Source organism: Cupriavidus basilensis, assembly GCF_029335485.1.
GTDB lineage: Bacteria > Pseudomonadota > Gammaproteobacteria > Burkholderiales > Burkholderiaceae > Cupriavidus > Cupriavidus basilensis_E.
Genome location: NZ_JARJLM010000620.1, coordinates 11,871 through 34,829, shown reverse-complemented (window position 1 = coordinate 34,829; position 22,959 = coordinate 11,871). Strand labels below are relative to the sequence as shown.

Here is a 22,959-nt window from a genome sequence, read left to right as displayed (position 1 = left end):
GTCTCCAATTGTTTGAAATGATCCACGAAGCAGGCCGGTTTTATGCCGCATGCAACCCAAATAACAGGGCGAACACGGTAATGGGGTGGATTTGGTGCCTATTCTTTACGGCGTTAGCAAAGATTAGTGGGGTAAAAGTAAAAGATCAAGTGACCCTGACCGACTTTGCCGCACTGCAACGTCTCCCTACAATGCTATGCATTCATTGGTGTACAGGCCCACGCAGCGCACGGGACTGCCAGGTTGGCCAGGGGAAAGCGTCTAGCTCATGAACAAGATCCGCGCAGTCGTCTTCGATGCCTACGGCACGCTGTTCGACGTGTATTCGGTCACCGCGCGCGCGGAACAATTGTTCCCGGGCAAGGGCGAGCCGCTGGCCCTGCTGTGGCGCGAGCGGCAGATCGACTACACCCGCATCCGCTCCCTGGCTGCCCCTGACGGCGCATATTACAAGCCGTTCTGGGCGATCACGGTGGATGCGCTGCGCTATGCCGCGGAACGCCTGCAACTGGTGCTGGACCCCGCCGCGGAGGCGCAGTTGCTCAAGGAATACGCTTGCCTGTCGGCCTTCCCGGAGAACCTCGGGGCGCTCAAGCGTCTGCGCGCTGCCGGTCTGCCGCTGGGCATTCTGTCGAACGGCAACCCGGAGATGCTGGATATCTCGGTCAAGAGCGCCGGCATGCACGGGCTGTTCGACCATGTGCTGTCCGTGGACGCGGTGCGCATGTACAAGACCGCCCCCGACGCGTATGCGCTGGGCCCAAAGGCTTTCGGGGTGGCGGCCGGGGAAATCCTCTTCGTCTCGTCCAATGGCTGGGATGCTTGCGGGGCCACCTGGTACGGCTACACCACGTTCTGGATCAATCGTGCCGGTCATCCGGCGGAGCGGCTCGATGTGAGTCCTTCCGGCACCGGGCACGACATGAACGACCTGCTCGAATTCGCCCGCACCCGCGGTGCGGCGGTGTGACGGCGGGCACCTTTATCAAACCATCGATCACAGGAGAACACTGATGGCCATCACGCTGCCTGCGGGCATGAAGATTACCGGCGAAATCCTGCCGGCCTACGAAGATATCCTCACGCCGGCGGCCCTGGCCCTGGTGGACAAACTGCACCGCGCCTTCGAGCCGCGTCGCCAGGAACTGCTGGCTGCCCGCGTCGAGCGCACCAAGCGCCTGGACGCCGGCGAACTGCCCGATTTCCTGCCGCAAACCAAGAGCGTGCGCGAAGGCGACTGGAAGGTCGCGCCGGTGCCGCCGGCACTGCATTGCCGCCGCGTGGAAATCACCGGCCCGGTCGAAGCCAAGATGGTCATCAACGCGTTCAACTCGGGCGCCGACAGCTACATGACCGACTTCGAGGACTCCAACACCCCCAACTGGCACAACCAGTTGCAGGGCCAGGTCAACCTCAAGGCCGCCGTGCGCCGCACGCTCACGCTGGATTCCAACGGCAAGCACTACAAGCTGAACGACAAGATCGCCACGCTGCAGGTGCGCCCGCGCGGCTGGCACCTGGACGAGAAGCACGTCACCATCGACGGCCAGCGCGTCTCCGGCGGCATCTTCGACTTCGCGCTGTTCCTGTTCCATAACGCCAAGGAACAGATCGCGCGCGGCGCCGGCCCCTTCTTCTACCTGCCGAAGATGGAAAGCCACCTCGAAGCCCGTCTGTGGAACGACGTCTTCGTCATGGCCCAGAACGAAATCGGCCTGCCGCAAGGCACCGTCAAGGCAACCGTGCTGATCGAGACGATCCTGGCCGCCTTCGAGATGGAGGAAATCCTGTATGAGCTGCGCGAGCACAGCGCCGGCCTGAACGCCGGCCGCTGGGATTACATCTTCTCGTGCATCAAGAAGTTCAAGGTCGACAAGAACTTCTGCCTGGCCGATCGCGCCAAGGTCACCATGACCTCGCCGTTCATGCGCTCGTACGCGCTGCTGCTGCTCAAGACCTGCCACAAGCGCGGCGCGCCCGCCATCGGCGGCATGAGCGCACTGATCCCGATCAAGAACGATCCGGAGAAGAACGCCATCGCCATGCAGGGCATCATCAACGACAAGAAGCGCGATGCCACCGACGGCTACGACGGCGGCTGGGTGGCCCACCCGGGCCTGGTCGAGCCGGCCATGAAGGAATTCGTGGCGGTGCTGGGCGACGCGCCCAACCAGTTCGGCAAGCAGCGTGACGACGTCAGCGTGACGGCCAAGGACCTGCTGGACTTCCAGCCGGAAACCCCGATCACCGAAGCCGGCCTGCGCATGAACATCAACGTCGGCATCCACTACCTCGGTTCCTGGCTGGCCGGCAATGGCTGCGTGCCCATCCACAACCTGATGGAAGACGCCGCCACCGCTGAAATCTCGCGCTCGCAGGTGTGGCAGTGGATCCGTTCGCCCAAGGGCAAGCTGGAAGACGGCCGCAAGGTGACCGCCGAGATGGTGCGCGCGCTGATCCCGGAAGAACTGGCCAAGGTCAAGGAGTTCGTCGGTGGCGACACCAAGACCTACGACCGCGCCGGCGAGATCTTCGAACAGATGTCCACGTCGGAAGACTTCGCGGAATTCCTGACGCTGCCGCTGTACGAGGAAATCTGAGCAGGCGGTTGCCTGGCTGAGGCTTTGCCTCGGTATTGAAAGACAAAGACCCGCAGCCTGGTTTGTGCTGCGGGTTTTTTATTGCCGCTGGCTCCGGCACCAAGGTTTGCCGGTCTGCGCTGAGGTCCGCCACAGTGAGTTTCCCCAGGATCCCGGAAATCTCCATGATGCTGCCTGGCCGAGGTCAGAGCCACGGCGCCCTGAACCCAGGAAATCGATGGTCCTTCCTGCCGCAGATGCTGGTGCTGCGCTGCCGTCCGGCAAGACTCACTCCATGTCTGTTCGGCGATGTGCACGGCCCCGCCGGGACATCTCCGCGAGGCTCGCCATTGCCAGGGCCAGCAGGACGGCCAGCGCCGCCATGCCCGCCGCGATATATCCGACATAGCCCAGGCCCCAATGCCCGATGCCCAGGCCGCCGATCATGGCACCCAGCCCGATGCCGGCGTTCGCCGCGCAGACGTTGAGCGTGCCGGCCAGCGCCTGTGCTTGCGGCGCGGCCTGCATGACCCGCACCTGGCAGACCGGGAACAGGGCGGTGTAGGCAATGCCCCAGACCAGGAGGACGATCGCCAGCAGGCCGTGGGATCCCGATGCCGGTACGCTGGCCGCCATGCCGATACCCAGCAGCACGGTGCCGGCGACCGTCGCGCCCAGCGGACTGCGATCCACGAAGTGTCCGCCCAGCCAGTTGCCGAACAGCCCGATGGCCCCGAAGCCCATCAACCACCAGCCCACCTGCGGCGCGGGGATGCCGGCGATGCGTTCCAGCGTGTCCGCCAGATAGGTATAGGCAGTGAACATGGCCGTAAACACCGCCACGGACAGCGCCACATTGGCGACGAAGCGGAAATCCTTGAGGATGCGGGTCTGTGCGGCCAGCCTGACCCGCTCCGAACCCGCGAGCGCGGGCATGAAGACCCACTGCAGCAGCGCCATCAGCAGCGATAGCGCCGCAAGCCCCCAGAACGCACCGCGCCAGCCGACGACACCCGAGGCCAGCGTTCCCAGTGGAATGCCGAACAACATGGCGGCGGAAATGCCGAAGTAGACCTGCGACACGGCACGCCCGGCGCGCGCGGGGCCAGCCAGTTGCGCCGACGTTTCACTCGCGGTGCCCCAGAACACCGGCAGCGCCAGCGCAGGGATGAAGCGGGCAAGGGCAAGCACCCAGATATTCGGCGACAGCGCAGCCAGCGCATTCGAAGCGGCGAAGATCAGCATGATCGCAATGAACAGGCGCTTGCGCTCGACGTGCGACAGCAACGCGGTCAGTACCGGCCCGAACAGCATCACGGTAAAGGCGAACAGCGTGATCAGTTGCCCCGCGGCCGGGACCGGGATGCCGAGGTCTCGTGCCAGCACCGGCAGCAGGCCGACAATCAGGAATTCCGTGGTGACGATGACAAAGGCCGCCAGCGCCAGGATGACGCTCGGCAGGCCGTTGCCGGCGGCAGCCGAGGCGGGCAGGGTGATGTGGGCGGGCGCGGTTTCGAGAGGCGGCATGTCGGATTCCGTAAAGGCGGGAGTCCGTATGCTATTTGAGACTGAAATTCCTTGTTTTGGTATTATTTCAATGAAATATTGAATTCAAGTCAATAATCAGAGAGAAATGACTCCCTCCGAGCGGCTCAAGGGCATCGACACGTTCGTCTACACCGCCGACGCAGGCAGCTTCACTGTTGCCGCCGAACGGCTCAACCTGACGGTCTCCGCCATCAGCAAGAGCGTGGCCCGACTGGAGGCGCGCCTGGGCAGCCGGCTGTTCGAACGCACCACGCGCAGCGTGGTACTGACCGAGGCCGGTGCAGCGTTCTATCGCACCTGCATCCGGGTGCTTGCCGACCTGGAAGAGGCGGAGACAGTGCTGGCGGCACAGAATGCGGAGCCGGCAGGCCGGTTACGGGTCGATCTGCCGGCTTCCTTCGGGCGCCTCCAGGTACTGCCGCTTCTGCTGCGGTTCGCCGAGCAGCATCCGGGGTTGCGGCCACATATTTCCTTCACGGATCGCTTTGTCGATCTGGTGGACGAAGGCATCGACGTGGCCGTACGCATCGGCGGCCCCGATGCCTGGCCTGCTGCGCTGGGGCATCGCCACCTGGGTACCGAGCGCCTGATCTTTTGCGCGTCGCCAGCCTATCTTGAGCGCGCGGGCATGCCGCAATCCGGGGACTTTACACAGCATGCCTGCGTCGTTTACGGCAAAGCCGACGGCAGCACCGCCCCCTGGCTGTTCGCCGATGAGGCCGGGCAGCCTGAACGGCGAACGGTGCAAGGCCGTCTCGTCGTGGGTAGCGGCGAGGCGCAGGTCAGTGCGGTCGCAGCCGGCTGGGGCATCGCGCAACTGGCCACGTGGCTGGTCCAGGACGAGTTGCGCAGCGGCGCGCTGGTCGAAGTCCTGCCGCACCTGGCCACCGATGGGCTGCCATTGCACCTGGTCTGGCCCCGCAGCCGCCAGTTGCTGCCGAAGGTGCATGCTGTTCTGGAAATGCTCGGGGTGTCTCTGCGGATCCGATGACGATGCTCCGGGGGAGGGGATGTGGCCTGCGTCTATGCCGTCCCACGTGGCACGGGAAGATAAGGCCAGCAACGCTGGGTCGACGTGGAGCCCGTCTCGCCGCATTAGAGTTCATATCGCCAGATTCCATCGGGTGCTTGCCGCAACCGAACCCTTCGAGCCATATCGCGCGCGGAATCGCCGTGGCGCATGCGCCCGGCTGCGCCGCAGGCTGTTTGCGCCTGATCAAAAAGCCATCGATTGATATGATTTTTGGTTATTTGCTTATATTGATTATTGCCGGATATCGATAAGCTGACCTCATGTGCTGGATAAGTTGCATGAATCCCCGGCATGCAAACTTGCCAGTGATTGAGGAGAGCCTGTATGAGGAAGTTCGGGATCAAAATAGCGGCAGGGATGGGAGTGCTTGCCGTCCTGGCCATCGGCGGTGCGCGGGTACTCACCGCCAGCCGCCAGGTTGATGTGGCGGCATCTGTCGATATCAATGACTCGCGCCTGGCCAAAGCCGGCGCATATATTGCGCGTACCGCCGATTGCGTGGCGTGCCACACAGTGCCCAACGGCAAGCCCTTTGCGGGCGGCCTGGCGATGCAGACGCCCGTGGGCACGATCTATTCGTCGAACATCACGCCCGACAAGCAGGCGGGCATCGGCAACTATAGCTATGCCGATTTCAAGAATGCGGTGCAGCACGGCATACGCAAGGATGGCACGCCGCTTTATCCGGCGATGCCCTATCCGTCCTACGCGATCATGCCCGACGCCGATATCCAGGCGCTATATGCCTACTTCATGTCCGATGTGGAGCCACATGGCAAGCCCAGTGCCGACTCGACCATTCCCTGGCCGCTGAACATGCGCTGGCCGATGGCGTGGTGGCAGCTGGTATTCACGTCCAGGCGGGAGTTCGTCGCTCCCGCCGGCGCCAGCGAGAAGCTTGTGCGGGGTGCCTACCTGGTAGAGGGCCCCGGCCATTGCGGGGCCTGCCATACGCCGCGTGGCCTGGCCTACCAGGAAAAGGCGCTGTCCTTGGCGGATGGCGATGCCTTCCTGTCCGGCGCGGTGATCGATGGCTGGCGAGCGAAGAGCCTGCGCGGCGAAGCCCAGGGCCTGCAATCCTGGAGCGCAGCAGATATCGCGATGTTCTTGAAGACGGGCCGTACGGACAAGGTGGCGGCATTTGGCGCCATGGCTGATGTGGTCGAGCACAGTACGCGTCATTTCACGGATGAGGATATCGCCAGCATCGCGGCCTATGTGAAGCAGCTACCTGCCGTGAAAGGCAAGCTAGACACGTTCCCGCCGAGAACGGACACCACCACTGCCGCGCTACTCGACGGCCGCTACGATTCGCGTGGGGCGGTGATCTACATGGAGCAGTGCGTGACCTGCCACCGCGCCGATGGCCAGGGCGTACCGCGTTTGTTTCCGGCGTTGGCGAACAATTCCGCGGTGTTCGCGCAACACCCCCAGTCCATCATCCAGATCACCCTGGAAGGCGGCAAGATGCCATCCAACAGTCATGACGCCATGGCTTTCGCGATGCCCGGTTTTAATCACCTGAGCAATCAGGACATCACCGACGTGATCAATTTCATCCGCACTGCCTGGGTCAATCAGGCACCTCCCATAGGAGAGGGCGACGTCGCGCGCACCCGTGCCTTTCTGGCGAAAAAGAAGCCGAACATCGAGGCGGGAGGTAAGCATGAGTAGAAAATTCAAGATCGCAGCAGTCCTGGCTGTTTTGATTGCAACTGGAAGCACGATGGCCGCCACGGCAGCGCCTGACATCCCGGTTGCAGACAACGTCAAGACCTTCCCGGTGCTGGACAAGGATGGCAATCGTCTGCCGAACTATACGATTCCGTCGGATACCTTGATCGCCAGGGAGCCCAATGCGGACGAGATCAACCATGGCAAGCGCCTGCTGAACGAGACGCGGCGCCTGCTGCCGCAATACACGGGCGCAAGTATGAATTGCAACAGCTGTCATGTGCAACAGGGCAAGAAGCCGCTGGGCGCGCCGTATATCAATACCGTCAATTCTTTTCCCCAGTTCAGCGCGCGTGCCGATCGCGTAGTGACACTGGAGGACCGCATCAACGGTTGCTTCATGCGTTCGATGAACGGCAAGCCCTTGAACAAGACCTCATCCGAGATGAAAGCGATCATTGCCTACATGAAATGGCTGGCCCAGGCGGTGCCGCATGGCGCCAGGGTCCAGATCGAAAACGCCTGGCCCATCGATACCAAGCTGGTTGGCGATCCGGTGCGCGGCAAGAACCTGTACGCTGCTCAATGCGCTTCCTGCCACGGCCTCAATGGCGAGGGCAGGAAGGATCGAGCGGGCAATATCGTGTTCCCGCCGTTGTGGGGTGACGAATCCTTCAATATCGGGGCGGGACTGGCACGCACCTACAAGGCGGCCGCTTTTATCCGCAACAATATGCCGATGGGCGTCAACACGCATGGTGGCTGGGGCGAGGGTAATGTGCTGTCCGATCAGGATGCAGTGGACGTCGCCGAGTACTTCACACATATGCCACGCCCGGATTTTCCGGGTAAGGAGAAGGACTGGCCGAGCGGCAAGAAACCGAAGGATGCGCGCTACTGAACCGAGTCGTAGCCGTCGGTATCGGTGGTCCGGAGCGGTCAGCGCGTATGGCGCACCTCTGCGCGCTTCGAAGCCTCAATGGCCTCGGGAGCCCGCTCCCTGCCGATTGGGCACGGGAGCGTCTGGCCTGCCGCCGCGCCACTTCGAAACGCTACAGCCGAAACGCCCGCCAAACCACCGCGAGAACGCACTCAGGGATGAGAAACCCAGCAGCGTCGCGACCTCGGACAGCCGGCGGTCAAGGCTGTCCACATACCGCGTTGCCAGGTCCACGCGCACGGTATCGAGAATCGACGAATAGCTCTCGCCGTGATCCGCGAGGCGGCGTTGCACGGTCCTGGCTTCCACGCCAAGGTGTTGCGCCACCCGCTCCACCGAACACCCCCCTGTCGGCAGCAGCGCGAACACCAGCTTCCTGACCTTGTCGGTCATGGTGGCATTGGACTGCGCCAGCATCGCGTCGAGGTATTGACGGGCCTGTCGGGCCATGACCGGATCGTAGGACGGAATCTCGGCGTCAAGATCCGATGCCAGGCACACAATGCCGTCGAAATCCTGGTTGAACGCAATGGCTGCGCCAAATACACGCTGATAGACCGCGAGACTTGCCGGCGCATTGTGCATGAAGCAGACGCTGCGCGGCTTCCATGTGGCGCCAAGGAACAGGTTCAGCATCCGGAACAGCACGCCCAGTGCCAGTTGCGTCCCCTGCCGCATCGAACCGGGATGGCCGCCGATCATGTCCTGCCGGATGACCACGACATCCTCGGTTTCCTCCATGCGCATGTAGAGCGCCTCGTTCTGGAGCCGCAGGTAGTACGACATCGCGTCGAGCGCCTTGCGCAGCGTCGGCCCCTCCTGCACCGCGAATCCGAGCGGCCCCAGATTGGAGAGATGGCGCGTCTCGGCCATGCGCAGGCCAAAGTCCTCGACGCCGGCGGCTTGTGCCGATGCCTCCAGCAGGCGCCCGACTGCTTCGGCCGGAATCCGCATATCCGGATCCAGCAGCACTGACCGGTCGATGCCCGCGGCACGCAAGTGCCGATAGGGATCCAGGCCGACCGAGCGCGCCACATCGACGTAGTTGGTCAGGCTGGCGCTGCGTAACAGGTAGGCCATGGTGATCTCCCTAGCTGTCGTGAAATGTAAATTCAATGTCGCCTTTTGTCAAACCTGAATTTGCCGATCTCCGATACTTGCCTCCACGGCAGCGCTACCGAAAAGCGCTACCGATTCCCTGGCATCAAGGAGACAACGCATGAGCAACGACACCAACCGCACCGCCACGCCGGTCTGCGATCAATTGCGCGCCACCGGCAACTGGAATCCCGCGTGGGACGCCTTTGCGGCACTCGACCCGGCATGGGCCGAGAAATTCATGGTGATGGGCATGCACCCGGTGATGTCGGGCGTGCTGGAGCCGAAGGTGCTGGAGTTTCTCGCCATCGCGGTGGATGCCTCCTGCACCCACATGTACGCGCCGGGCACGCGCCGTCATATCCGCCGCGCGCTCGAACTGGGCGCCACCAGGGAGGAGATCGCTGCCGTGCTGCAGGCGGTGAGTGTGCTTGGCATCCATACCAGCAGCCTCGGGGCGCCGATTCTCCTGGAGGAGCTGGCGGCCATCGAGCAGGCCAGGGCGGCCAGCGTCAAGGCTGCCTGAGAGCGCCTGAGAGCCCATTAGCCGATCCGACCACACCATCAAGGATAACCAGCCATGCATTTCCTCGACGATTCCCTGCTGCCTGAGAACCAGGAAAAACTCGTGATCCAGGTCGCGCCCTATGGCCCCCAATGGGCCGCCGGCGATTCGGACGATATCCCGGTCACGATGGACGAACAGATTCAGAAGGCCGTTGATTGCTACAACGCCGGCGCCACGGTCCTGCACATGCATGTGCGCGAGGAAGACGGCAAGGGCAGCAAGCGCCTGTCCAAGTTCAACGAGATGCTCGCCCGGCTGCGTGAGGCGGTGCCCAAGATGGTCATCCAGGTCGGCGGCTCGATTTCGTTCGCACCGGAGAACGAAGGCGAGGTAGCCAAGTGGCTGAACGACGACACGCGCCACATGCTGGCCGAACTGGATCCGCGCCCCGACCAGGTCACCGTGGCGATCAACACCAGCCAGATGAACGTGATGGAGCTGATGACCGAGGCCGACATCGCCGGCACCTCGCTCGCCAACCCGGCGCTGCAGGCCGCCTACCGCGACATGATCGTGCCGTCCAATCCGTCCTGGCACGTGGAGCACATCAGGCGCCTGGTCGCCCATGGCATCCAGCCGCACTTCATGCTGGGCAACCTGACCGGGCTGGAAACGGTCGAGCGCCTGATCCGCCGCGGCGTCTACACGGGCCCGCTGATCCTCAACTACGTGGCCATCGGCGGCGGCGCGGCCGGCCTGCATCCGGCCGACATGATCGAGTTCGTGCGCCGCACGCCGGATGGCGCCGTGCTCACGCTCGAAACGCTGAACCGCAACGTGGTCCCGATGAATACCATGGCCATCGCGCTGGGCCTGCACGTGCGTGTCGGCATCGAGGACACGCTGTTCGGACCGGATGGCGAGCGCGCCACCTCGGTGCAACAGATCGAGAAGATGGTGCGCATTGCCCGCGAACTCAACCGCGAAGTCGCCACCGGCGAAGACGCGCACCGCATCTACCAGATCGGCACCCAGTGGAAATCCGCCGGCGAGACACTGCAGCAACTGGGCATGGTGCCCAACCGTGCCCCGGTGCAGCGCGGCGCGCCGGTACGCAAGGTAGCGTAGGCTGGCGAGACCCGGACGGAATACGGCGGCGTACCGTATGCCGTCCCCCCCGCGCTCAACGATCCCGCGGCCTGGAGACAAATGATGTTCTGGAAGAAAAGCCCCTCTGCCGTTCTGGCAACCTTGCTGACGATCCACCTGCTGGCGCATATCGACCGCAACATGCTGCTGGGATTCTCGCCGCAGATCATCAAGGCGCTGGCGATCAACAATGCGCAGTATGGCTTCCTGGTCGGTGCGGTCTGGGTGCTTAGCTTCGGTGTCATGGCGATGCTCATGGGCACGCTCGCGGATCGCTTCAGCCGGACGCGGATCATCGCGGCCGGCGTGCTGATCTGGAGCGCCTGTACCTGGGCGTCCGGCCATGCGCAGAGCTTCGAGCAGATGGCGATCGCGCGCTTCTTTGTCGCCAGCGGTGAAGCGGCCCTTGTGCCTGCCGCGGTCGGCCTGCTGTCCGAGCTGTTCTCCGAGAAGCGGCGCGGCACGGCGATGGGCCTGTTCTTTATGGGCATCCCGCTGGGCATCGGCTGCAGCTTCCTGCTGGCCGGCACCTTCGGCGCCACGCACGGCTGGCGCACGACCTTCTATGCCCTGGGCGTGACCGGCGTCGCGATCGCGCTGCCGCTGGCGCTGCTGAAGGAAGAGCGCGGCCAGCTCGCGCCGCAGGAACGGGGCGCGCCGGCACTGCAACAAGTGCTCGCCGTGCTGAGCCTGGTCAGGGGGCATCGTGCGCTTCGCTTCACCATTACCGGCTTTGTGCTGACGCACATCGCGTTCGCGGGCCTCTCGTTCACGCCACTGTGGCTGGTGAATGAGCGCGGCATGGATGCCGCCGGCATCGCCACCCGCATCGGCGCGCTGCAACTGCTATTTGGCACGCTCGGCGCGTTGGCGGGCGGCGTCCTGAGCGATCGCGCAGCGCGCAAACTGCCTGGCGGGCGTGCCACGTTCATGGCGCTCCTCGTCGTCATCTGCGCACCTTTTGTCATCGCCTATCGTCTAGCGCCTGCCGGATCCCCCCTGTTCTACATCGGCATGTGCGTGGGCTTCTTCCTGCCGCTGGCGCTATACGGCCCTGCCAACGCGGCCATTACGGGCATGACGCCGCAGAAGATGCGCTCGACGGTCTCTGGCTTCACCATGCTGTGCATCAATGTGTTCGCGATCGCCATCGGCACGGTGGCCGTGGGCGCTGCGACCGACTACTTGATTGCCAATGGCACCACTGCGCCGCTGACGCGGGTTTTGCTGACCACGGATGCGCTGGCGATGGCTTCGGCACTGTTCTTCGCGCTGGCCGCGCGAGCCGCCTGCGCGCGGCCGGCCATCGGCATGCAACCCGTGCAAACGACAAGGTAATCAAGGTAATCCATCATGACGCAGTACCAAAGACAAAATCTGGAAGGGCGCATTGCCCTGGTCACCGGCGCCGGCCGCGGCATGGGTGGCGCCATCGCGATCGACCTCGGCAAGGCGGGCGCACACGTGGTGATCTGTGACATCGACATGCCTGCGCTGGAGCAAACGCGCCAGGCGGTGGAAGCGGCCGGCGCACAGTGCCTGGCGCTGCGTTGCGACGTATCGTCGAGCGGTGAGGTCGCCGCGATGTTCGCCGCCACCGTCGAACGCTTCGGCGCGCTGCATATCCTCGTCAACAATGCGGCGCTGGTGCCGAACCGGCCGGTCGACACCGGGCGCCGCAACAGGCACTACGCCTATCTCACCACGCCGGTGCCGCGCCAGTCGCTGGGTTTCACCAGCCAGATGAGCGACGAGGAATGGCATCGCTACTGGGACGTCAATGTGCACGGCCTGTTCTATTGCACGCGCGAAGCGCTCAAGCTGATGGAGCCGCAGCGCGACGGCAAGATCGTCAATATCGCGTCGATTGCCGGCATGTCGGCGATGAGCGCGCATAGCCCGCATTACAGCGCCACCAAGGGAGCGGTCGTTGCCTTCACCAAGTCGGTTGCGGCCGAGGTGGCTGGCGCCAATATCTTTGTCAACGCCATGGCGCCAGGCGGTGTGGCAACGCCCGAGTTCACGAGATATTTCGACGCCGCAGGCGAGGAAAAGCGCAACCGGTTCTGGCAGATATGCCCGGCCGGGCGCCTGGGCACGATGGAGGAATACGCGTCGATGGTGACCTACCTGGCCGGCGATCATTACCTGGTGGGCCAGGTGATCAGTCCCAACGGCGGCGCCGTGATCTGACCACGCATGCCGCGCAGGCGTCCAAGGCGGCTCGCTCGCCAAGCCGGGATGGCGGAGTTCCCTGCTGGATCTACGTGAAATCCTCCCCGTGCCGAGCGGCGCTTGCGCTGCCGGAGCCGGAGCGCGCGTCGAAGCCTGCCTTGGCCGGTTCATGCCATTCGCTGGTGGCGCATGCCGCGTGGTAGGCGATGGGTTCGGCGATGCCGAGCCGGGCGCGGGCGGCTTCGAGCGGCTCGTGCATCAGCGTTTCGTAATCCTCGCCCAGCAGCCACTTCGCCTTGCGTCCGTTGCGATAGCCCTCGATCACGGCGCGGGCAAAGGCGGTGTTGCGCGTGGCGCGCAGGTTCTTCAACGAGGCAGCCACCGCGATGAATGCCCAGCCGAGGCCTCCGGTCTGCGCGTAGCTGAAGGCCACCAGCGCGGCTTCGCCCAGGGTTTCGTCCGCCCGGTAGCCGGTCAGTACGTGCCAGACGTCGTGAATGTCGCGCGTACGCCTGCCGAACCAGGCATAGGGATGCTCGACCAGCGGCTCGCGATCGAGGTTGGAGACTTCGGCCAGGCCGGCAGCGCTGTATCCGGTTGCCTCGAGGAACGCGCGGTAGGCCGCGCCAAGCGTGCCGGGCGCGAAACTTGCGATGAAGGCCGGATCGGAGAAGCGCTCCGCGAGTTCGACACGCCGATAGATCTGCCTGGGCCCGCCCGGGATCTTCATGAGCCGCGCGAAATTCTTCGACGCGGCCGAGCCGTTGAGGGCGCGCATGATCAGGAACACTTGCGTGGTGTCGTCGCCGTTGGCGAGCAGCTTGCGGATGGCACGGAATGCGGTGGGAAGATCACGCCTGTAGAGCGCGGGGGAATTCTCGGTAGCCATTGCCTCGTTCCTGTTGGTGAGGTGGTTGTCAGGATGGCCGGGGGCAGATCCGCTGGAAACGGCTGCCGGTGGCGGTCAGGCTGCGGCCAGGCCTGTTCTCTTCGAGGGTTTTCATCTATGTGTGACGCCTTCAAGATGCGATTCTTGCCGGGAATGGCCGAATACAATGTCAGCTTCCCGACATAAGGCTACGATCGACGCCGTGCCAAAGCTATTCTCCTCCGACGAGCGCCGGGCCGCGTTGCACTCCAGTGCCTGGTTTGCAGGCCTTACCCCCGGATTGCAAGCGTGGATCGCGGAGCATGCAAAGGCCAGGACCCTGGCCACTGGCTCGCGGCTTTTCGGACGTGGGGATGCGCCTGACGGCCTCTACTTCATGGTGCATGGCGCGGTCCGGATGACAAGTTTTTCCGCGGATGGCAAAGAGGCCCTGCTTGCCCTTGTCGAGCCGCCGCAGTGGTTCGGGGAGATCTCCCTGTTCGACGGCTTGCCGCGCACCCATGATGCCTGGGCGGAAACCGACGTCCTCCTATTGCATGTGGACCAGCATGACCTGCTTGCGTTTCTTGGGCAGAACCCGTCGCACTGGCGGGCGTTCGGGCTTTTGCTTGCGCAAAAGCTGAGGCTGACGTTCCATGCGATCGGGGCGTCGGCATCGCTGCCGGCGCCGGTCAGGCTGGCTCGCCGGCTGTTGGCCATAGCCGGGGGCTACGGGGAATGGAATGGCCGTACCCGACGCGTTATTCACGTGCAGCAGGAACAACTCGGCTTGATGCTTTCGCTATCCCGGCAGACGGTAAATCAGATTCTCAAGGAATTTGAAACGCAGGGCCTGTTGCACCGCACACGAGGTTCGATCGAGATCCTGGATATCGGGCAGTTGCGGGCATTCGCCACGGGCGACGCCACGGGAGACTAGTGTTCGCGCGTTCGCGTGTCCGGATCCGTGGCCTGGCGAAGGCGTGCGATCCGGTTCCTGGAATGGAACCGGAGCGCGTATGGGCGCGACGCGCGCCTAGGCCATCCGGCGCGATGTGATCCGGTAGCCGAAGGCTGCCGGGTCGACGCTGTCGAGCGTGCCGGCGACGGTCTCGCCGTTCGGGTACATCAGGAACGGTACCGGCGGCGATGCGCTGCCGGGCAGGGCGACATCGTGGCCATGGTTGTAGGCAACCCAGTTCATCTCCCATGCGCCGAACAACATGGCGCGCGCCGAACGTACCTTCCAGTCGCTCATCGGCAGGCCGCCAGGGGCTTCCTCCAGCGCGACCTTGCGCACATCGGCCGGGTCCACCGGGATCCAGCCGTAGCCTGCCGCATAGAACTCGGCCCGGCAATGCTGCGCCTTCGAGATGTCGCCGCTCTTGCCCAGCGCCTTGAACCCGTACAGCGAGGTATCGACGCGCACGCCGAAGGCATCGCGGGCGGGTATGCCGGATGCCCGCGCCAGCGCCACGAACAGGCCGTTGATATCCACGCACTTGCCGTTCATCACGCCGCCGGTGCGCAGCATGCGCGCGACGTCGCCGACGCCGCAGCCGCGCACGCTGGCTTCGCGGCAGGTGTGGTCGATCACCCATTCGTAGAGCGCGCGGGCCTTGCTCATGTCGTCGGATGCGCCGGCCGTGATCTGCTGCGCGGTCGTCTTGACGATGCCGCCGGTCGGCAGCAACCGCGTCGGCGCCAGGTACTCGCGCAAGGTCGCGGCCGGCTCGCGCGGGGCCTGTGCGGATGGCGCCAGGCCCAGATCGGTCTTGCGATCGCGCAGCGCCACCATTTCCACTAGCTTGGCTTTCAGTTCCGCGCTTTGCGCTGCGGCGGGGCCGGGCCAGCTAAGCGCCAGCATGCGCGTGTCATAGCCCGGCGCGAGCGCGGTGCGCGCCTGCGCGTCGGCTGCCTCCCAGCGGCTCGACAGCGTGCGCTGGTAGTCGCCAAGCCGCGCGGCGGTCATCGGCAGCCAGGCGCTGGCCGGAGCGGCCGCCGGCGGCAACGAGAGTTCCGTGGTGACCTCGTAGACGCGCCAGCCCTGCGTCGCCAGCAGGGCATCTTCGCTTTGCGTCTGCGCGCGCGCCAGTACCGCGGCGCCGGAAGCACCGAGGCATACCGGGGCGGCGGCTCCCAGGCGTAGAAATGAACGACGGTCCATGCTGATTCCTCCCCACGGTTGGCCGGCGGGCCGATTGCAGAATTCAAATTGCATAGTAGGATGCGCCCGCGCTTCCTGCCGGCAATAAGACGGCGGCAAGGATGCTGCACCGCGGCGTTCGAGCGCATGCGCGCCGGGCGAGGCTGCGGCAGCCGGGCCGCTATGGCGTCGTGCCGGTGGCAGCGCCGGTGCTATCGCCAGCCGGCGAAGGCAGGCCGGTATATTCGACGAAGCCATCCTGCCTGCAAAAGCTCACCAGCATCATGCCTGCCTGCTGCGCGATGTCGATGGCGAGCGAGGTCGGCGCGGAGATGGTCGCCAGCAGGGGGATGTTCATCCGTGCCGCCTTGCGCGCCAGTTCGTAGCTGGCGCGGCTCGACAGGAAGACAAAGCCGCGCGTCATGTCGATCCGCTGGCGCGCAAGATAGCCCACCAGCTTGTCGAGGGCATTGTGCCGGCCAACGTCTTCGAAGACTTTGACAATGGCGCCATCGAGGCCGCACCACGCGGCCGCATGCACACCGCCGGTGGCCGCCATCAAGGTCTGGTGCCCGGGCAGTTCGCGCACGGCGCGCGCGATCACGGCACCGAGCGCAAGCGGCGGGGTTGGCTGGGCGACGGGGGCCGGCGTCAGGTCCAGCATCTGCAGGCTTTCGATGCCGCACACGCCGCAACCGGTGCGGCCCGCCAGCGCGCGCCGCTTGTCCTTCAGCGCCAGGAAGGCCTGCTGCCCGATGGTCAGGTGGACTTCGGCGCTGGCGGCGTGCATGGTCGCCTCGATATCGAAGATGTCGTGGACGCTGCCGACGATCCCCTCGGTCAGGGCGAAGCCGATGGCAAATTCCTCGAGATCGCAGGGCGTCGCCATCATCACCGCGTGGGAGATGCCGTTGAACACGAGCGCGACCGGGAATTCCTCGGACACGCGGTCGGCGTCCATGGCCGGTGCCTGTCCCCGATGCCGCACCACGGGCCGCTGCTGGGCGCCGGAGTGCTCTGTCTGGATGTCAGGCTGGATGTGAGGCCGCATGGATCCCCCTGCCGGCCCGGCGAGGCGTCCGCCGCGATGGCTGCCGCCAGTGCCGGACCACCGAAACGATGGCGGAAAGCAGTAGGAGTCGAACCTACCTGGGAACGGCTAACGCCCCCAACCGGATTTGAAGCCCGGCCGCATCACCGGATACGCATGCCTTCCTCACTGCGTACTACGCTGGATGGCGGTGGTATGAACTGCCTGCCATTCACTGTCGGGACGCAATACCCGCGCATTGCCGACGCGTCGAGTGTAGCCGACGCGGTCGAAGAACTCCAAAATCTGGATGGCACGCTTGCGCCCCAGTCCGGTGGCGTCGCGAAACTGGATGGCGTCGACACTGCCGTGCCGTGCCACCAGCGCGGCGACCCGGCCGGCCAGCTCCCGCACCCGCGCGCCGTCGTAGAACAGGTCGCGCACCACCTGGTAAAGCGCGCCCTGGCGCGCCAGCTTGCGCAGCAGCAGGCGCATCCTTTCCTCCGGCACGTGCAGCGCGGCGGCCAGGTCGCGTACCCAAGGCGGATCGTATCCGCCCGCCGCCAGCAACGGCAGGATGCCTTGCGCCAGCGCGAGGTCGTTCTCGGAGAGGGTGATCGCATGCGAGGGCAACTGCAGCCAGGCGCCATTGCGGCGGATCTCGCCATGCGCCGCCAGCGTGTCGACCAGCGCCGCCCAGGCGGCATCCGGCAGGGATGGCGCGCCGGCAAAGGCGATGCGCCGCAAGCTGCCGGCATCGGGGCCGGGCTCGTCCGGCAGGCGCGCATGAAATGCCGCGAGCGCATCCAGCAGCGCGCGCTGCAGCGCCTGCCAGTGACTGGCCAGGATGACGCAGGCATCGCCATGCCCTTGCGCCGGAAGGGTCATGGCATCGGCCGGCAGGCGCCAGCCATCCGGCCCGACGCCGGTCAGGCAGGCCAGGCGGGAGACGGCGATGCCGTGGGCCGCCTGCGCCAGCAGCGGTGCCAGGCCGGCGCCCTCGGTCATCTGCCGGAGCGCTTGCAGGTAGGCCAGGCGCGCGGCCGTACGGCGCCTGCGCTCGGGCGCGAAGGGATCGAGCACGCAGCCGCCGCCCACCGTCCGGGTCGCCTGCGCATTGCGCACGATGAAGCGATCGCCGGGTACGGCATGCAGTGGCGCGCCGAATACCAGTTGCGCCAGGGCCGTGCCGCCGGGCCCCAGCGTCTCGGCGGTGAGCAGCACGATATTGGCCAGCCGGTGCGTGGTCCCGAGGTGGACGTGCAGGGGGGACCAGTGCGCCAGCCGAAGATCCGCGTCGGACAGCAAGGCGATCGAGACGTCGAGGCGGCTCACCGGGACGGCCAGCGCTGGGTCGACCACCCAGTCGCCGCGGCTGACGGCTTCCTTGTCGATGCCCGCCAGATTGAGGGCACACCGCTGTCCCGCCGAGCCGGCGGGGGCAGGGCGCTGCTGCGCGTGGAGGCTGCGCACGCGCACCGGCTTGCCCGAGGGCGCCAGGCGCATGACATCGCCGGCATGGACCTGCCCGCCGAACACCGTGCCGGTGACGACGGTACCGTGGCCCGGCAAGGTGAATACGCGGTCCACCGCGAGCCGGAACAGGCCGGCGGCGTCGCGCGGCGGCAGTTGTTGCGCCACGTCATGCAGATGCCGGTGCAGCGCCGCCACGCCCGCATCGTCCGGCCTGGTCGCATCGAGCGCGAACACCGGTGCGCCGGCAAACGGCGTGGCCGACAGCAGACCCTCGATCTCGCGGCGCACCTGGCGGATGCGGGCTTCATCCACGCGGTCGGCCTTGGTCAGGGCCACCACGGCGCGCGCGATGCCCAGTTGCTCGACGATCGCCACATGCTCGCGCGTTTGCGGCATCACGCCATCGTCCGCCGCGATCACCAGCAGGGCGAGATCGATGCCGCTGGCGCCGGCCGCCATGGTGTGAATCAGGCGCTCGTGACCGGGCACGTCGATATAGCCCAGCACGTCGCCGTTGGCGAGCGGCGTGTAGGCGTAACCCAGCTCGATGGAGATCCCGCGCGCTTTCTCTTCCTTGAGCCGGTCGGTGTCCACGCCGGTCAGCGCGCGCACCAGCGTGGTCTTGCCGTGATCGATATGCCCGGCGGTGCCGATGATCATAGGCGCAGCGCTTGCCATTGCGCGGTGAAGGCGGCTTCGTCCGTCTCTTCCAGGCAGCGCAGGTCCAGCCATAGCGCTTGTTCGCCGACCCGGCCGATGACCGGGCGCGGCAGCGCGCGCAGGGCGGCCTCGAGCCGTTGCAGCCGCCGCCCGGCGCCGGCGCTGCGTCCGCCCTCGGCCACCGCGATGGTCAGGCCATGGCTCGGCAGCTGGCTGCCAGGCAGCGCACCGCTGCCGATCTGGCTGAGCATCGGCGCGGCCGCAACCAGGTAGGCATCCCCCAGGGCAGGCTGCAGCAGCGGGCACAGGCGCAGCGCCTGCGCTTCCAGCTTGTGCGCCGGGCGGGTCAGCAGGCGCAAGGTGGGCAGGCTGTCGGCCAGCAGCTCCGGCGACCGGTAGAGCCGCAATACCGGTTCGAGCGCGGCCAGCGTCAGCTTGCCGACGCGCAGCGCCCGCTTCAGCGGGTTCTTCCTGATCCGGCGGATCAGGTCGGCGCGCCCGACGATCAGGCCCGCCTGCGGGCCGCCGAGCAGTTTGTCGCCGCTGAAGGTCACCAGGTCGGCGCCGGCCGCGATGGTCTCGCGTACCGTGGTTTCGCTCGGCAACTGCCAGCGGGTCAGGTCGAGCAGGGTGCCGCTGCCAAGGTCGACCGCCACGGGCAGGCCATGCGGGCGCGCCAGCGCTGCCACTTTGTCCACGCCGACGCTGCAGGTAAAGCCCGTGATCTGGTAGTTGCTGCAATGCACCTTCATCAGCAGCGCGGTGCGCGGGCCGATGGCGTCGGCGTAGTCGCGCGGATGGGTGCGGTTGGTGGTGCCGATCTCGACCAGCCTGGCGCCGGCCCGCTGCATGATATCGGGTATGCGGAAGGCGCCGCCGATCTCCACCAGCTCCCCGCGCGAGACCACCACTTCGCGCCGCTGGGCCAGGGTATTCAGCATCAGCAGCACCGCCGCCGCATTATTGTTGACAACGGTCGCGGCTGCGGCGCCGGTCAGTTCGCACAGCAGGTCTTCGACCAGGTCGTCGCGCTCGCCGCGCTCGCCGGTCGCCAGGTCGAATTCCAGGTTGGCGGGCGTGGTCAGCGCCTGCACGACTTCCCGAACCGCGCTGTCGGGCAGCAAGGCCCGGCCGAGATTGGTATGCAGCACCGTGCCGGTCAGGTTGAATACGGCGCGCAGGCGCGGCTGGCTGGCGGTGGCCAGCGCCGTGCCCAGCGCATCGGCCAGGGCGCGGCCGCCCAGCGCGTGCGCCGGCAGCTTGCCAGCGATTGCGGCGGCGCGGTATTGGTCCAGTTGCCTGCGCAGCGCCGCCGTCACCTGGGTGCGCCCGTGCAGGGCCAGCAGGGGCTGCAGTTCGGGGAGGCTAAGCAGGCGGTCGACCGAAGGGATGTCCGCCGCGCCGGCGGGGACGCTTGCGCTCTCGGCCATGGGTCAGTCCTCCGTGTTCTCCGTATGCTCCGCGTCCTCCATCCCCTGCCACAGCATGGGGTTGCCACTGCTGCGCGCATAGCCCGCCTCGCCCATCAGCAGGTCGAGCGCCAGGCTGGCGAGATCGTCGGCGACAGGCTCCACCAGCGGGTCTTTCTCCATGTAGCAGATTTTGCGGTAGGTATGGCAGTGATCGCAGGATTCCGCCTTGACCGCGCAATTGCTGGCGTCCTGCTGGTTCGCCCCGGCGCCTTCCACCCCTTCGACGATGTGGTAGCCAATGCCTTCGGTGGATTCGCAGTGGGTGCATTTGACGCGCACCATATGCCATTCGCTGGCGCAAAGCGCGCAATGCAGGTAGCGCAGGCCCTGGTAGCGGCCACCGATGCGCACGATGCTGGCCACCGGCAGCGTGCCGCATACCGGGCACACGCCTGGTACATCCAGGTCCGGCACATCCCGCTCGGCAAGCTGGCTGGCCTGGCTGGTCCAGCTGACCTGCAGCGCGGCCATCAGGAACGGCGCGATGGCGCAGTCTGCCTCGGCGGCGCGTCCGGCGAGCAGCGCCTGCGCCTGCGCCTCCAGCGTCTGCGGGGGCAGCGCCGCCAGCCGCGCCAGGGTGGCGGCCACTGCCTCCGGCAGGCCGTCCTGGCGCTCGAGCCGGTTCAGCAGCGCCGCCAGCGCCGCGCGCCAGGCGGGCTGGCCCTGGCCACCAGCGGCAGCCAGGGGCGGCATGCGGTGGGCCTGCGCCAGGCGGATGGCATCCTGGTCGGGAGGGGGCACCGCGAGGGACTGGGCAATGTCGTGCTGGGTCTCGGCCAGGGTGGCCATCAGCTCGAGATAGGCGCCGATCGGATGGCCGCCCGCCAGTTGCCTCAGGCGCTGGGCGCGCGCGAGAAAGGTCTCGGTGCGCAGCGGCAGGCGCAGGCGCGCCAGCGCGACGTGATCGAGCGACTCGATTTCGTGGGGTTGAAGAATCCGCTGCACCATGGCTGGTCCCGACGCCCTTGTCCCCGGTCACGGGTGGGCGCCGCACGGTGCGGGCGGCAGCCGCCGTACGGCGCTACTTGTTGCCTTGCCTGAAGACCTGCCTGAACCAGGCGCGGTGGTGCTTCCAGGCCCATCCGTGGGTGACCGTGCCGCGCGTCATGGCCCGGATCGAGCCCTTGATCCACAGCGCCGCATAGATGTGGACAATGATGCCGCAAATCAGCACGAAGGCGCAAATGGCATGCAGCACCGAAGCGGCGCGCAGCACGCCGATGGAATAATAGCCGGAGAAGTAGACCCGCCAGATCACGATGCCCGTCACCAGCAGCAATAGGACGCAGGCCACCATCACGAAGAACAGCAGTTTCTGGCCGGCGTTGTAGCGCCCGACTTCCGGCAGTGCCTCCTCCCGGTTGTTCAGCACGTCGCCGAGCTTCGACAGCCAGGCGCGGTCGTTGCGGTCAAGCAGGTTGTCGCGCCAGAAGCCCAGCGCCAGCACCGTGAAGGCGACGAACATCACGATACCCAGGAAGGGATGCAGGATGCGCGTCCAGGTGCCGCCGCCGAACAGGTTGCTCAACCAGAACATCGACGGATGGAACAGCGCCAGGCCGGACAGCGCCAGCAGCACGAAGGTGATGGCGACGATCCAGTGGTTGGTGCGCTCGGCGGCCGTATAGCGTTGGATCAGGCCCGGCTTGTCAGCGGATTTCATGGTGTTCCTCCTCACCCAGCGGGCCCGGCGGACGGGTGCCGCGTTCGCGCGCCAGTTCGGCTTCGGCGGCTTCCTCGTCCTCGGGGCCGGTCTCGTTCGGGCCGACCCGGATGTAGTGGAAGAATCCGGCCAGCGCGGTCAGCGCGATGCCGGCCACCGCCAGCGGCTTGGCGAGACCCTTCCACAGGCCGACCAGCGGGCTGATATGCGGGTCGTTCGGCAGGCCGTGATAGAGCGATGGATTGTCCGCGTGGTGCAGCACATACATCACGTGGGTGCCGCCCACGCCGGCGGGGTCATACAGGCCCGCCTTGTCGAAGCCGCGCGACTTCAGGTCCTCGATGCGTTCGGCGGCGTGCTGCTTCATGTCTTCCTTGGTGCCGAAGACGATGGCGCCGGTCGGGCAGGTCTTCACGCAGGCGGGCTCCTGTCCCACCCCGACGCGGTCCGAGCACAGGGTGCATTTGTACGCCTTGCGGTCGACCTTGGAGATGCGCGGGATATTGAACGGGCAGCCGGTCACGCAATAGCCGCAGCCGATGCAATTCTCCTCATTGAAATCGACGATGCCATTGGTGTACTGCACAATGGCCCCGGGCGAGGGGCAGGCCTTCAGGCAGCCGGGGTCGTCGCAGTGCATGCAGCCGTCCTTGCGGATCAGCCATTCCAGGTCGCCCTTGGGGTTCTCGTACTCGCTGAAACGCATCACCGTCCACGACTGGTCGCTGAGATCGGCGGGGTTATCGTAGACACCGGCGTTGTGGCCGACCTCGTCGCGCAGGTCGTTCCACTCCATGCAGGCTGCCTGGCAGGCCTTGCAGCCGATGCATTTGGTGGTATCGATCAGCTTGGCGACGGAGCCCGTCACCGGCGTGCGCACCTGGGTCGGGGGCGTGGTGGTGGCCGAGCGGCGGCGGATGTCGAGAGATTGCAGTGCCAT

At 65.9% G+C, this 22,959-nt stretch carries 21 protein-coding genes and 1 tRNA gene; 11 read left to right on the top strand and 11 right to left on the bottom strand.

Translation table 11 applies throughout. The features are described from left to right. The 3 genes from P3W85_RS38080 to aceB all read left to right on the top strand — a co-directional run. A partial coding sequence (locus tag P3W85_RS38080; protein WP_276268595.1) for a hypothetical protein occupies positions 1–272 on the top strand: 272 nt, incomplete at its 5' end. After that, positions 269–970 carry a haloacid dehalogenase type II gene (locus tag P3W85_RS38075; RefSeq protein WP_276268594.1) on the top strand — a complete coding sequence of 234 codons (702 nt, stop codon included), beginning with the start codon at positions 269–271 and terminating at the stop codon, positions 968–970. The genes P3W85_RS38080 and P3W85_RS38075, both read left to right, overlap by 4 nt. Before the next feature lie 43 nt (positions 971–1,013). Continuing rightward, entirely contained in the window at positions 1,014–2,600 is a 1,587-nt protein-coding gene (gene aceB / locus P3W85_RS38070) for a malate synthase A (RefSeq protein ID WP_276268593.1), read from the top strand. A 267-nt stretch (positions 2,601–2,867) separates the two neighbouring features. Here aceB and P3W85_RS38065 read toward each other — a convergent pair whose 3' ends face one another. Then, positions 2,868–4,106 carry an MFS transporter gene (locus P3W85_RS38065; protein WP_276268592.1) on the bottom strand — a complete coding sequence of 413 codons (1,239 nt, stop codon included), beginning with the start codon at positions 4,104–4,106 and terminating at the stop codon, positions 2,868–2,870. A gap of 106 nt (positions 4,107–4,212) precedes the next feature. On the opposite strand from P3W85_RS38065, the gene P3W85_RS38060 reads away from it, so the two are divergent. The 3 genes from P3W85_RS38060 to P3W85_RS38050 all read left to right on the top strand — a co-directional run bounded on the left by P3W85_RS38060 (position 4,213) and on the right by P3W85_RS38050 (position 7,735). Then, a complete protein-coding gene (locus P3W85_RS38060) occupies positions 4,213–5,118 on the top strand; it encodes a LysR family transcriptional regulator (RefSeq protein ID WP_276268591.1) in 906 nt (301 codons plus the stop codon). A gap of 366 nt (positions 5,119–5,484) precedes the next feature. After that, positions 5,485–6,834 (top strand): c-type cytochrome, encoded by a 1,350-nt coding sequence (locus P3W85_RS38055; protein ID WP_276268590.1) that lies wholly within the window; start codon positions 5,485–5,487, stop codon positions 6,832–6,834. Then, entirely contained in the window at positions 6,827–7,735 is a 909-nt protein-coding gene (locus P3W85_RS38050) for a c-type cytochrome (RefSeq protein WP_276268597.1), read from the top strand. The genes P3W85_RS38055 and P3W85_RS38050 overlap by 8 nt, the downstream gene beginning before the upstream one ends. Before the next feature lie 75 nt (positions 7,736–7,810). Here the strand turns inward: P3W85_RS38050 and P3W85_RS38045 are convergent, their stop codons facing one another. Next, positions 7,811–8,854 (bottom strand): AraC family transcriptional regulator, encoded by a 1,044-nt coding sequence (locus P3W85_RS38045; RefSeq protein ID WP_017223878.1) that lies wholly within the window; start codon positions 8,852–8,854, stop codon positions 7,811–7,813. Between the two features lie 139 nt (positions 8,855–8,993). On the opposite strand from P3W85_RS38045, the gene P3W85_RS38040 reads away from it, so the two are divergent. The 4 genes from P3W85_RS38040 (at position 8,994) to P3W85_RS38025 (ending at position 12,722) form a co-directional block, all read left to right on the top strand. Continuing rightward, positions 8,994–9,398 (top strand): carboxymuconolactone decarboxylase family protein, encoded by a 405-nt coding sequence (locus P3W85_RS38040; RefSeq protein ID WP_017223877.1) that lies wholly within the window; start codon positions 8,994–8,996, stop codon positions 9,396–9,398. A gap of 54 nt (positions 9,399–9,452) precedes the next feature. Beyond that, positions 9,453–10,508, top strand: a complete 1,056-nt coding sequence (locus P3W85_RS38035; RefSeq protein WP_017223876.1) for a 3-keto-5-aminohexanoate cleavage protein — start codon at positions 9,453–9,455, stop codon at positions 10,506–10,508. Between the two features lie 81 nt (positions 10,509–10,589). After that, positions 10,590–11,867 carry an MFS transporter gene (locus tag P3W85_RS38030; RefSeq protein WP_346430323.1) on the top strand — a complete coding sequence of 426 codons (1,278 nt, stop codon included), beginning with the start codon at positions 10,590–10,592 and terminating at the stop codon, positions 11,865–11,867. 15 nt (positions 11,868–11,882) lie between these two features. After that, entirely contained in the window at positions 11,883–12,722 is an 840-nt protein-coding gene (locus tag P3W85_RS38025; protein ID WP_276268589.1) for an SDR family NAD(P)-dependent oxidoreductase, read from the top strand. 70 nt (positions 12,723–12,792) lie between these two features. Here the strand turns inward: P3W85_RS38025 and P3W85_RS38020 are convergent, their stop codons facing one another. After that, positions 12,793–13,593, bottom strand: a complete 801-nt coding sequence (locus P3W85_RS38020; RefSeq protein ID WP_276268588.1) for a Coq4 family protein — start codon at positions 13,591–13,593, stop codon at positions 12,793–12,795. 202 nt (positions 13,594–13,795) lie between these two features. On the opposite strand from P3W85_RS38020, the gene P3W85_RS38015 reads away from it, so the two are divergent. Continuing rightward, positions 13,796–14,512 carry a Crp/Fnr family transcriptional regulator gene (locus tag P3W85_RS38015; protein WP_276268587.1) on the top strand — a complete coding sequence of 239 codons (717 nt, stop codon included), beginning with the start codon at positions 13,796–13,798 and terminating at the stop codon, positions 14,510–14,512. A 96-nt stretch (positions 14,513–14,608) separates the two neighbouring features. On the opposite strand, the gene P3W85_RS38010 is transcribed toward P3W85_RS38015, so the two are convergent. The 8 genes from P3W85_RS38010 to fdxH form a co-directional block, all read right to left on the bottom strand. Further along, positions 14,609–15,739: a transglutaminase-like domain-containing protein gene (locus P3W85_RS38010; protein WP_276268586.1), complete on the bottom strand. Its 1,131-nt coding sequence runs from the start codon at positions 15,737–15,739 to the stop codon at positions 14,609–14,611. A gap of 160 nt (positions 15,740–15,899) precedes the next feature. Further along, complete coding sequence (gene fdhD / locus P3W85_RS38005) at positions 15,900–16,769, bottom strand: formate dehydrogenase accessory sulfurtransferase FdhD (protein WP_276268585.1); 870 nt, start codon at positions 16,767–16,769, stop codon at positions 15,900–15,902. Positions 16,770–16,838: 69 nt separating this feature from the next. Beyond that, positions 16,839–16,934 (bottom strand) — tRNA-Sec (locus tag P3W85_RS38000). Next, on the bottom strand, positions 16,935–18,884 hold the full coding sequence (gene selB, locus P3W85_RS37995) for a selenocysteine-specific translation elongation factor (RefSeq protein WP_276268584.1): 1,950 nt from the start codon (positions 18,882–18,884) through the stop codon (positions 16,935–16,937). Beyond that, on the bottom strand, positions 18,881–20,314 hold the full coding sequence (selA, locus tag P3W85_RS37990) for an L-seryl-tRNA(Sec) selenium transferase (RefSeq protein ID WP_276268583.1): 1,434 nt from the start codon (positions 20,312–20,314) through the stop codon (positions 18,881–18,883). The genes selB and selA overlap by 4 nt, the downstream gene beginning before the upstream one ends. Before the next feature lie 3 nt (positions 20,315–20,317). After that, positions 20,318–21,304: a formate dehydrogenase accessory protein FdhE gene (fdhE, locus tag P3W85_RS37985; RefSeq protein ID WP_276268582.1), complete on the bottom strand. Its 987-nt coding sequence runs from the start codon at positions 21,302–21,304 to the stop codon at positions 20,318–20,320. A 73-nt stretch (positions 21,305–21,377) separates the two neighbouring features. Beyond that, the gene (locus tag P3W85_RS37980; protein WP_017230721.1) at positions 21,378–22,019 is read right to left on the bottom strand and encodes a formate dehydrogenase subunit gamma; all 642 of its coding nucleotides are present in this window, start codon (positions 22,017–22,019) and stop codon (positions 21,378–21,380) included. After that, positions 22,006–22,959: a formate dehydrogenase subunit beta gene (gene fdxH / locus P3W85_RS37975; RefSeq protein WP_051078629.1), complete on the bottom strand. Its 954-nt coding sequence runs from the start codon at positions 22,957–22,959 to the stop codon at positions 22,006–22,008. The genes P3W85_RS37980 and fdxH overlap by 14 nt, the downstream gene beginning before the upstream one ends.

Excerpts from the sequence above, each read along its gene's own strand:
- P3W85_RS38075 (WP_276268594.1), top strand. The coding sequence starts at position 269 with ATGAACAAGATCCGCGCAGTCGTCTTCGATGCCTACGGCACGCTGTTC.
- aceB (WP_276268593.1), top strand. The coding sequence starts at position 1,014 with ATGGCCATCACGCTGCCTGCGGGCATGAAGATTACCGGCGAAATCCTG.
- P3W85_RS38065 (WP_276268592.1), bottom strand. The coding sequence starts at position 4,106 with ATGCCGCCTCTCGAAACCGCGCCCGCCCACATCACCCTGCCCGCCTCG.
- P3W85_RS38060 (WP_276268591.1), top strand. The coding sequence starts at position 4,213 with ATGACTCCCTCCGAGCGGCTCAAGGGCATCGACACGTTCGTCTACACC.
- P3W85_RS38055 (WP_276268590.1), top strand. The coding sequence starts at position 5,485 with ATGAGGAAGTTCGGGATCAAAATAGCGGCAGGGATGGGAGTGCTTGCC.
- P3W85_RS38050 (WP_276268597.1), top strand. The coding sequence starts at position 6,827 with ATGAGTAGAAAATTCAAGATCGCAGCAGTCCTGGCTGTTTTGATTGCA.
- P3W85_RS38045 (WP_017223878.1), bottom strand. The coding sequence starts at position 8,854 with ATGGCCTACCTGTTACGCAGCGCCAGCCTGACCAACTACGTCGATGTG.
- P3W85_RS38040 (WP_017223877.1), top strand. The coding sequence starts at position 8,994 with ATGAGCAACGACACCAACCGCACCGCCACGCCGGTCTGCGATCAATTG.
- P3W85_RS38035 (WP_017223876.1), top strand. The coding sequence starts at position 9,453 with ATGCATTTCCTCGACGATTCCCTGCTGCCTGAGAACCAGGAAAAACTC.
- P3W85_RS38030 (WP_346430323.1), top strand. The coding sequence starts at position 10,590 with ATGATGTTCTGGAAGAAAAGCCCCTCTGCCGTTCTGGCAACCTTGCTG.
- P3W85_RS38025 (WP_276268589.1), top strand. The coding sequence starts at position 11,883 with ATGACGCAGTACCAAAGACAAAATCTGGAAGGGCGCATTGCCCTGGTC.
- P3W85_RS38020 (WP_276268588.1), bottom strand. The coding sequence starts at position 13,593 with ATGGCTACCGAGAATTCCCCCGCGCTCTACAGGCGTGATCTTCCCACC.
- P3W85_RS38010 (WP_276268586.1), bottom strand. The coding sequence starts at position 15,739 with ATGGACCGTCGTTCATTTCTACGCCTGGGAGCCGCCGCCCCGGTATGC.
- fdhD (WP_276268585.1), bottom strand. The coding sequence starts at position 16,769 with ATGCGGCCTCACATCCAGCCTGACATCCAGACAGAGCACTCCGGCGCC.
- selB (WP_276268584.1), bottom strand. The coding sequence starts at position 18,884 with ATGATCATCGGCACCGCCGGGCATATCGATCACGGCAAGACCACGCTG.
- selA (WP_276268583.1), bottom strand. The coding sequence starts at position 20,314 with ATGGCCGAGAGCGCAAGCGTCCCCGCCGGCGCGGCGGACATCCCTTCG.
- fdhE (WP_276268582.1), bottom strand. The coding sequence starts at position 21,304 with ATGGTGCAGCGGATTCTTCAACCCCACGAAATCGAGTCGCTCGATCAC.
- P3W85_RS37980 (WP_017230721.1), bottom strand. The coding sequence starts at position 22,019 with ATGAAATCCGCTGACAAGCCGGGCCTGATCCAACGCTATACGGCCGCC.
- fdxH (WP_051078629.1), bottom strand. The coding sequence starts at position 22,959 with ATGGCACTGCAATCTCTCGACATCCGCCGCCGCTCGGCCACCACCACG.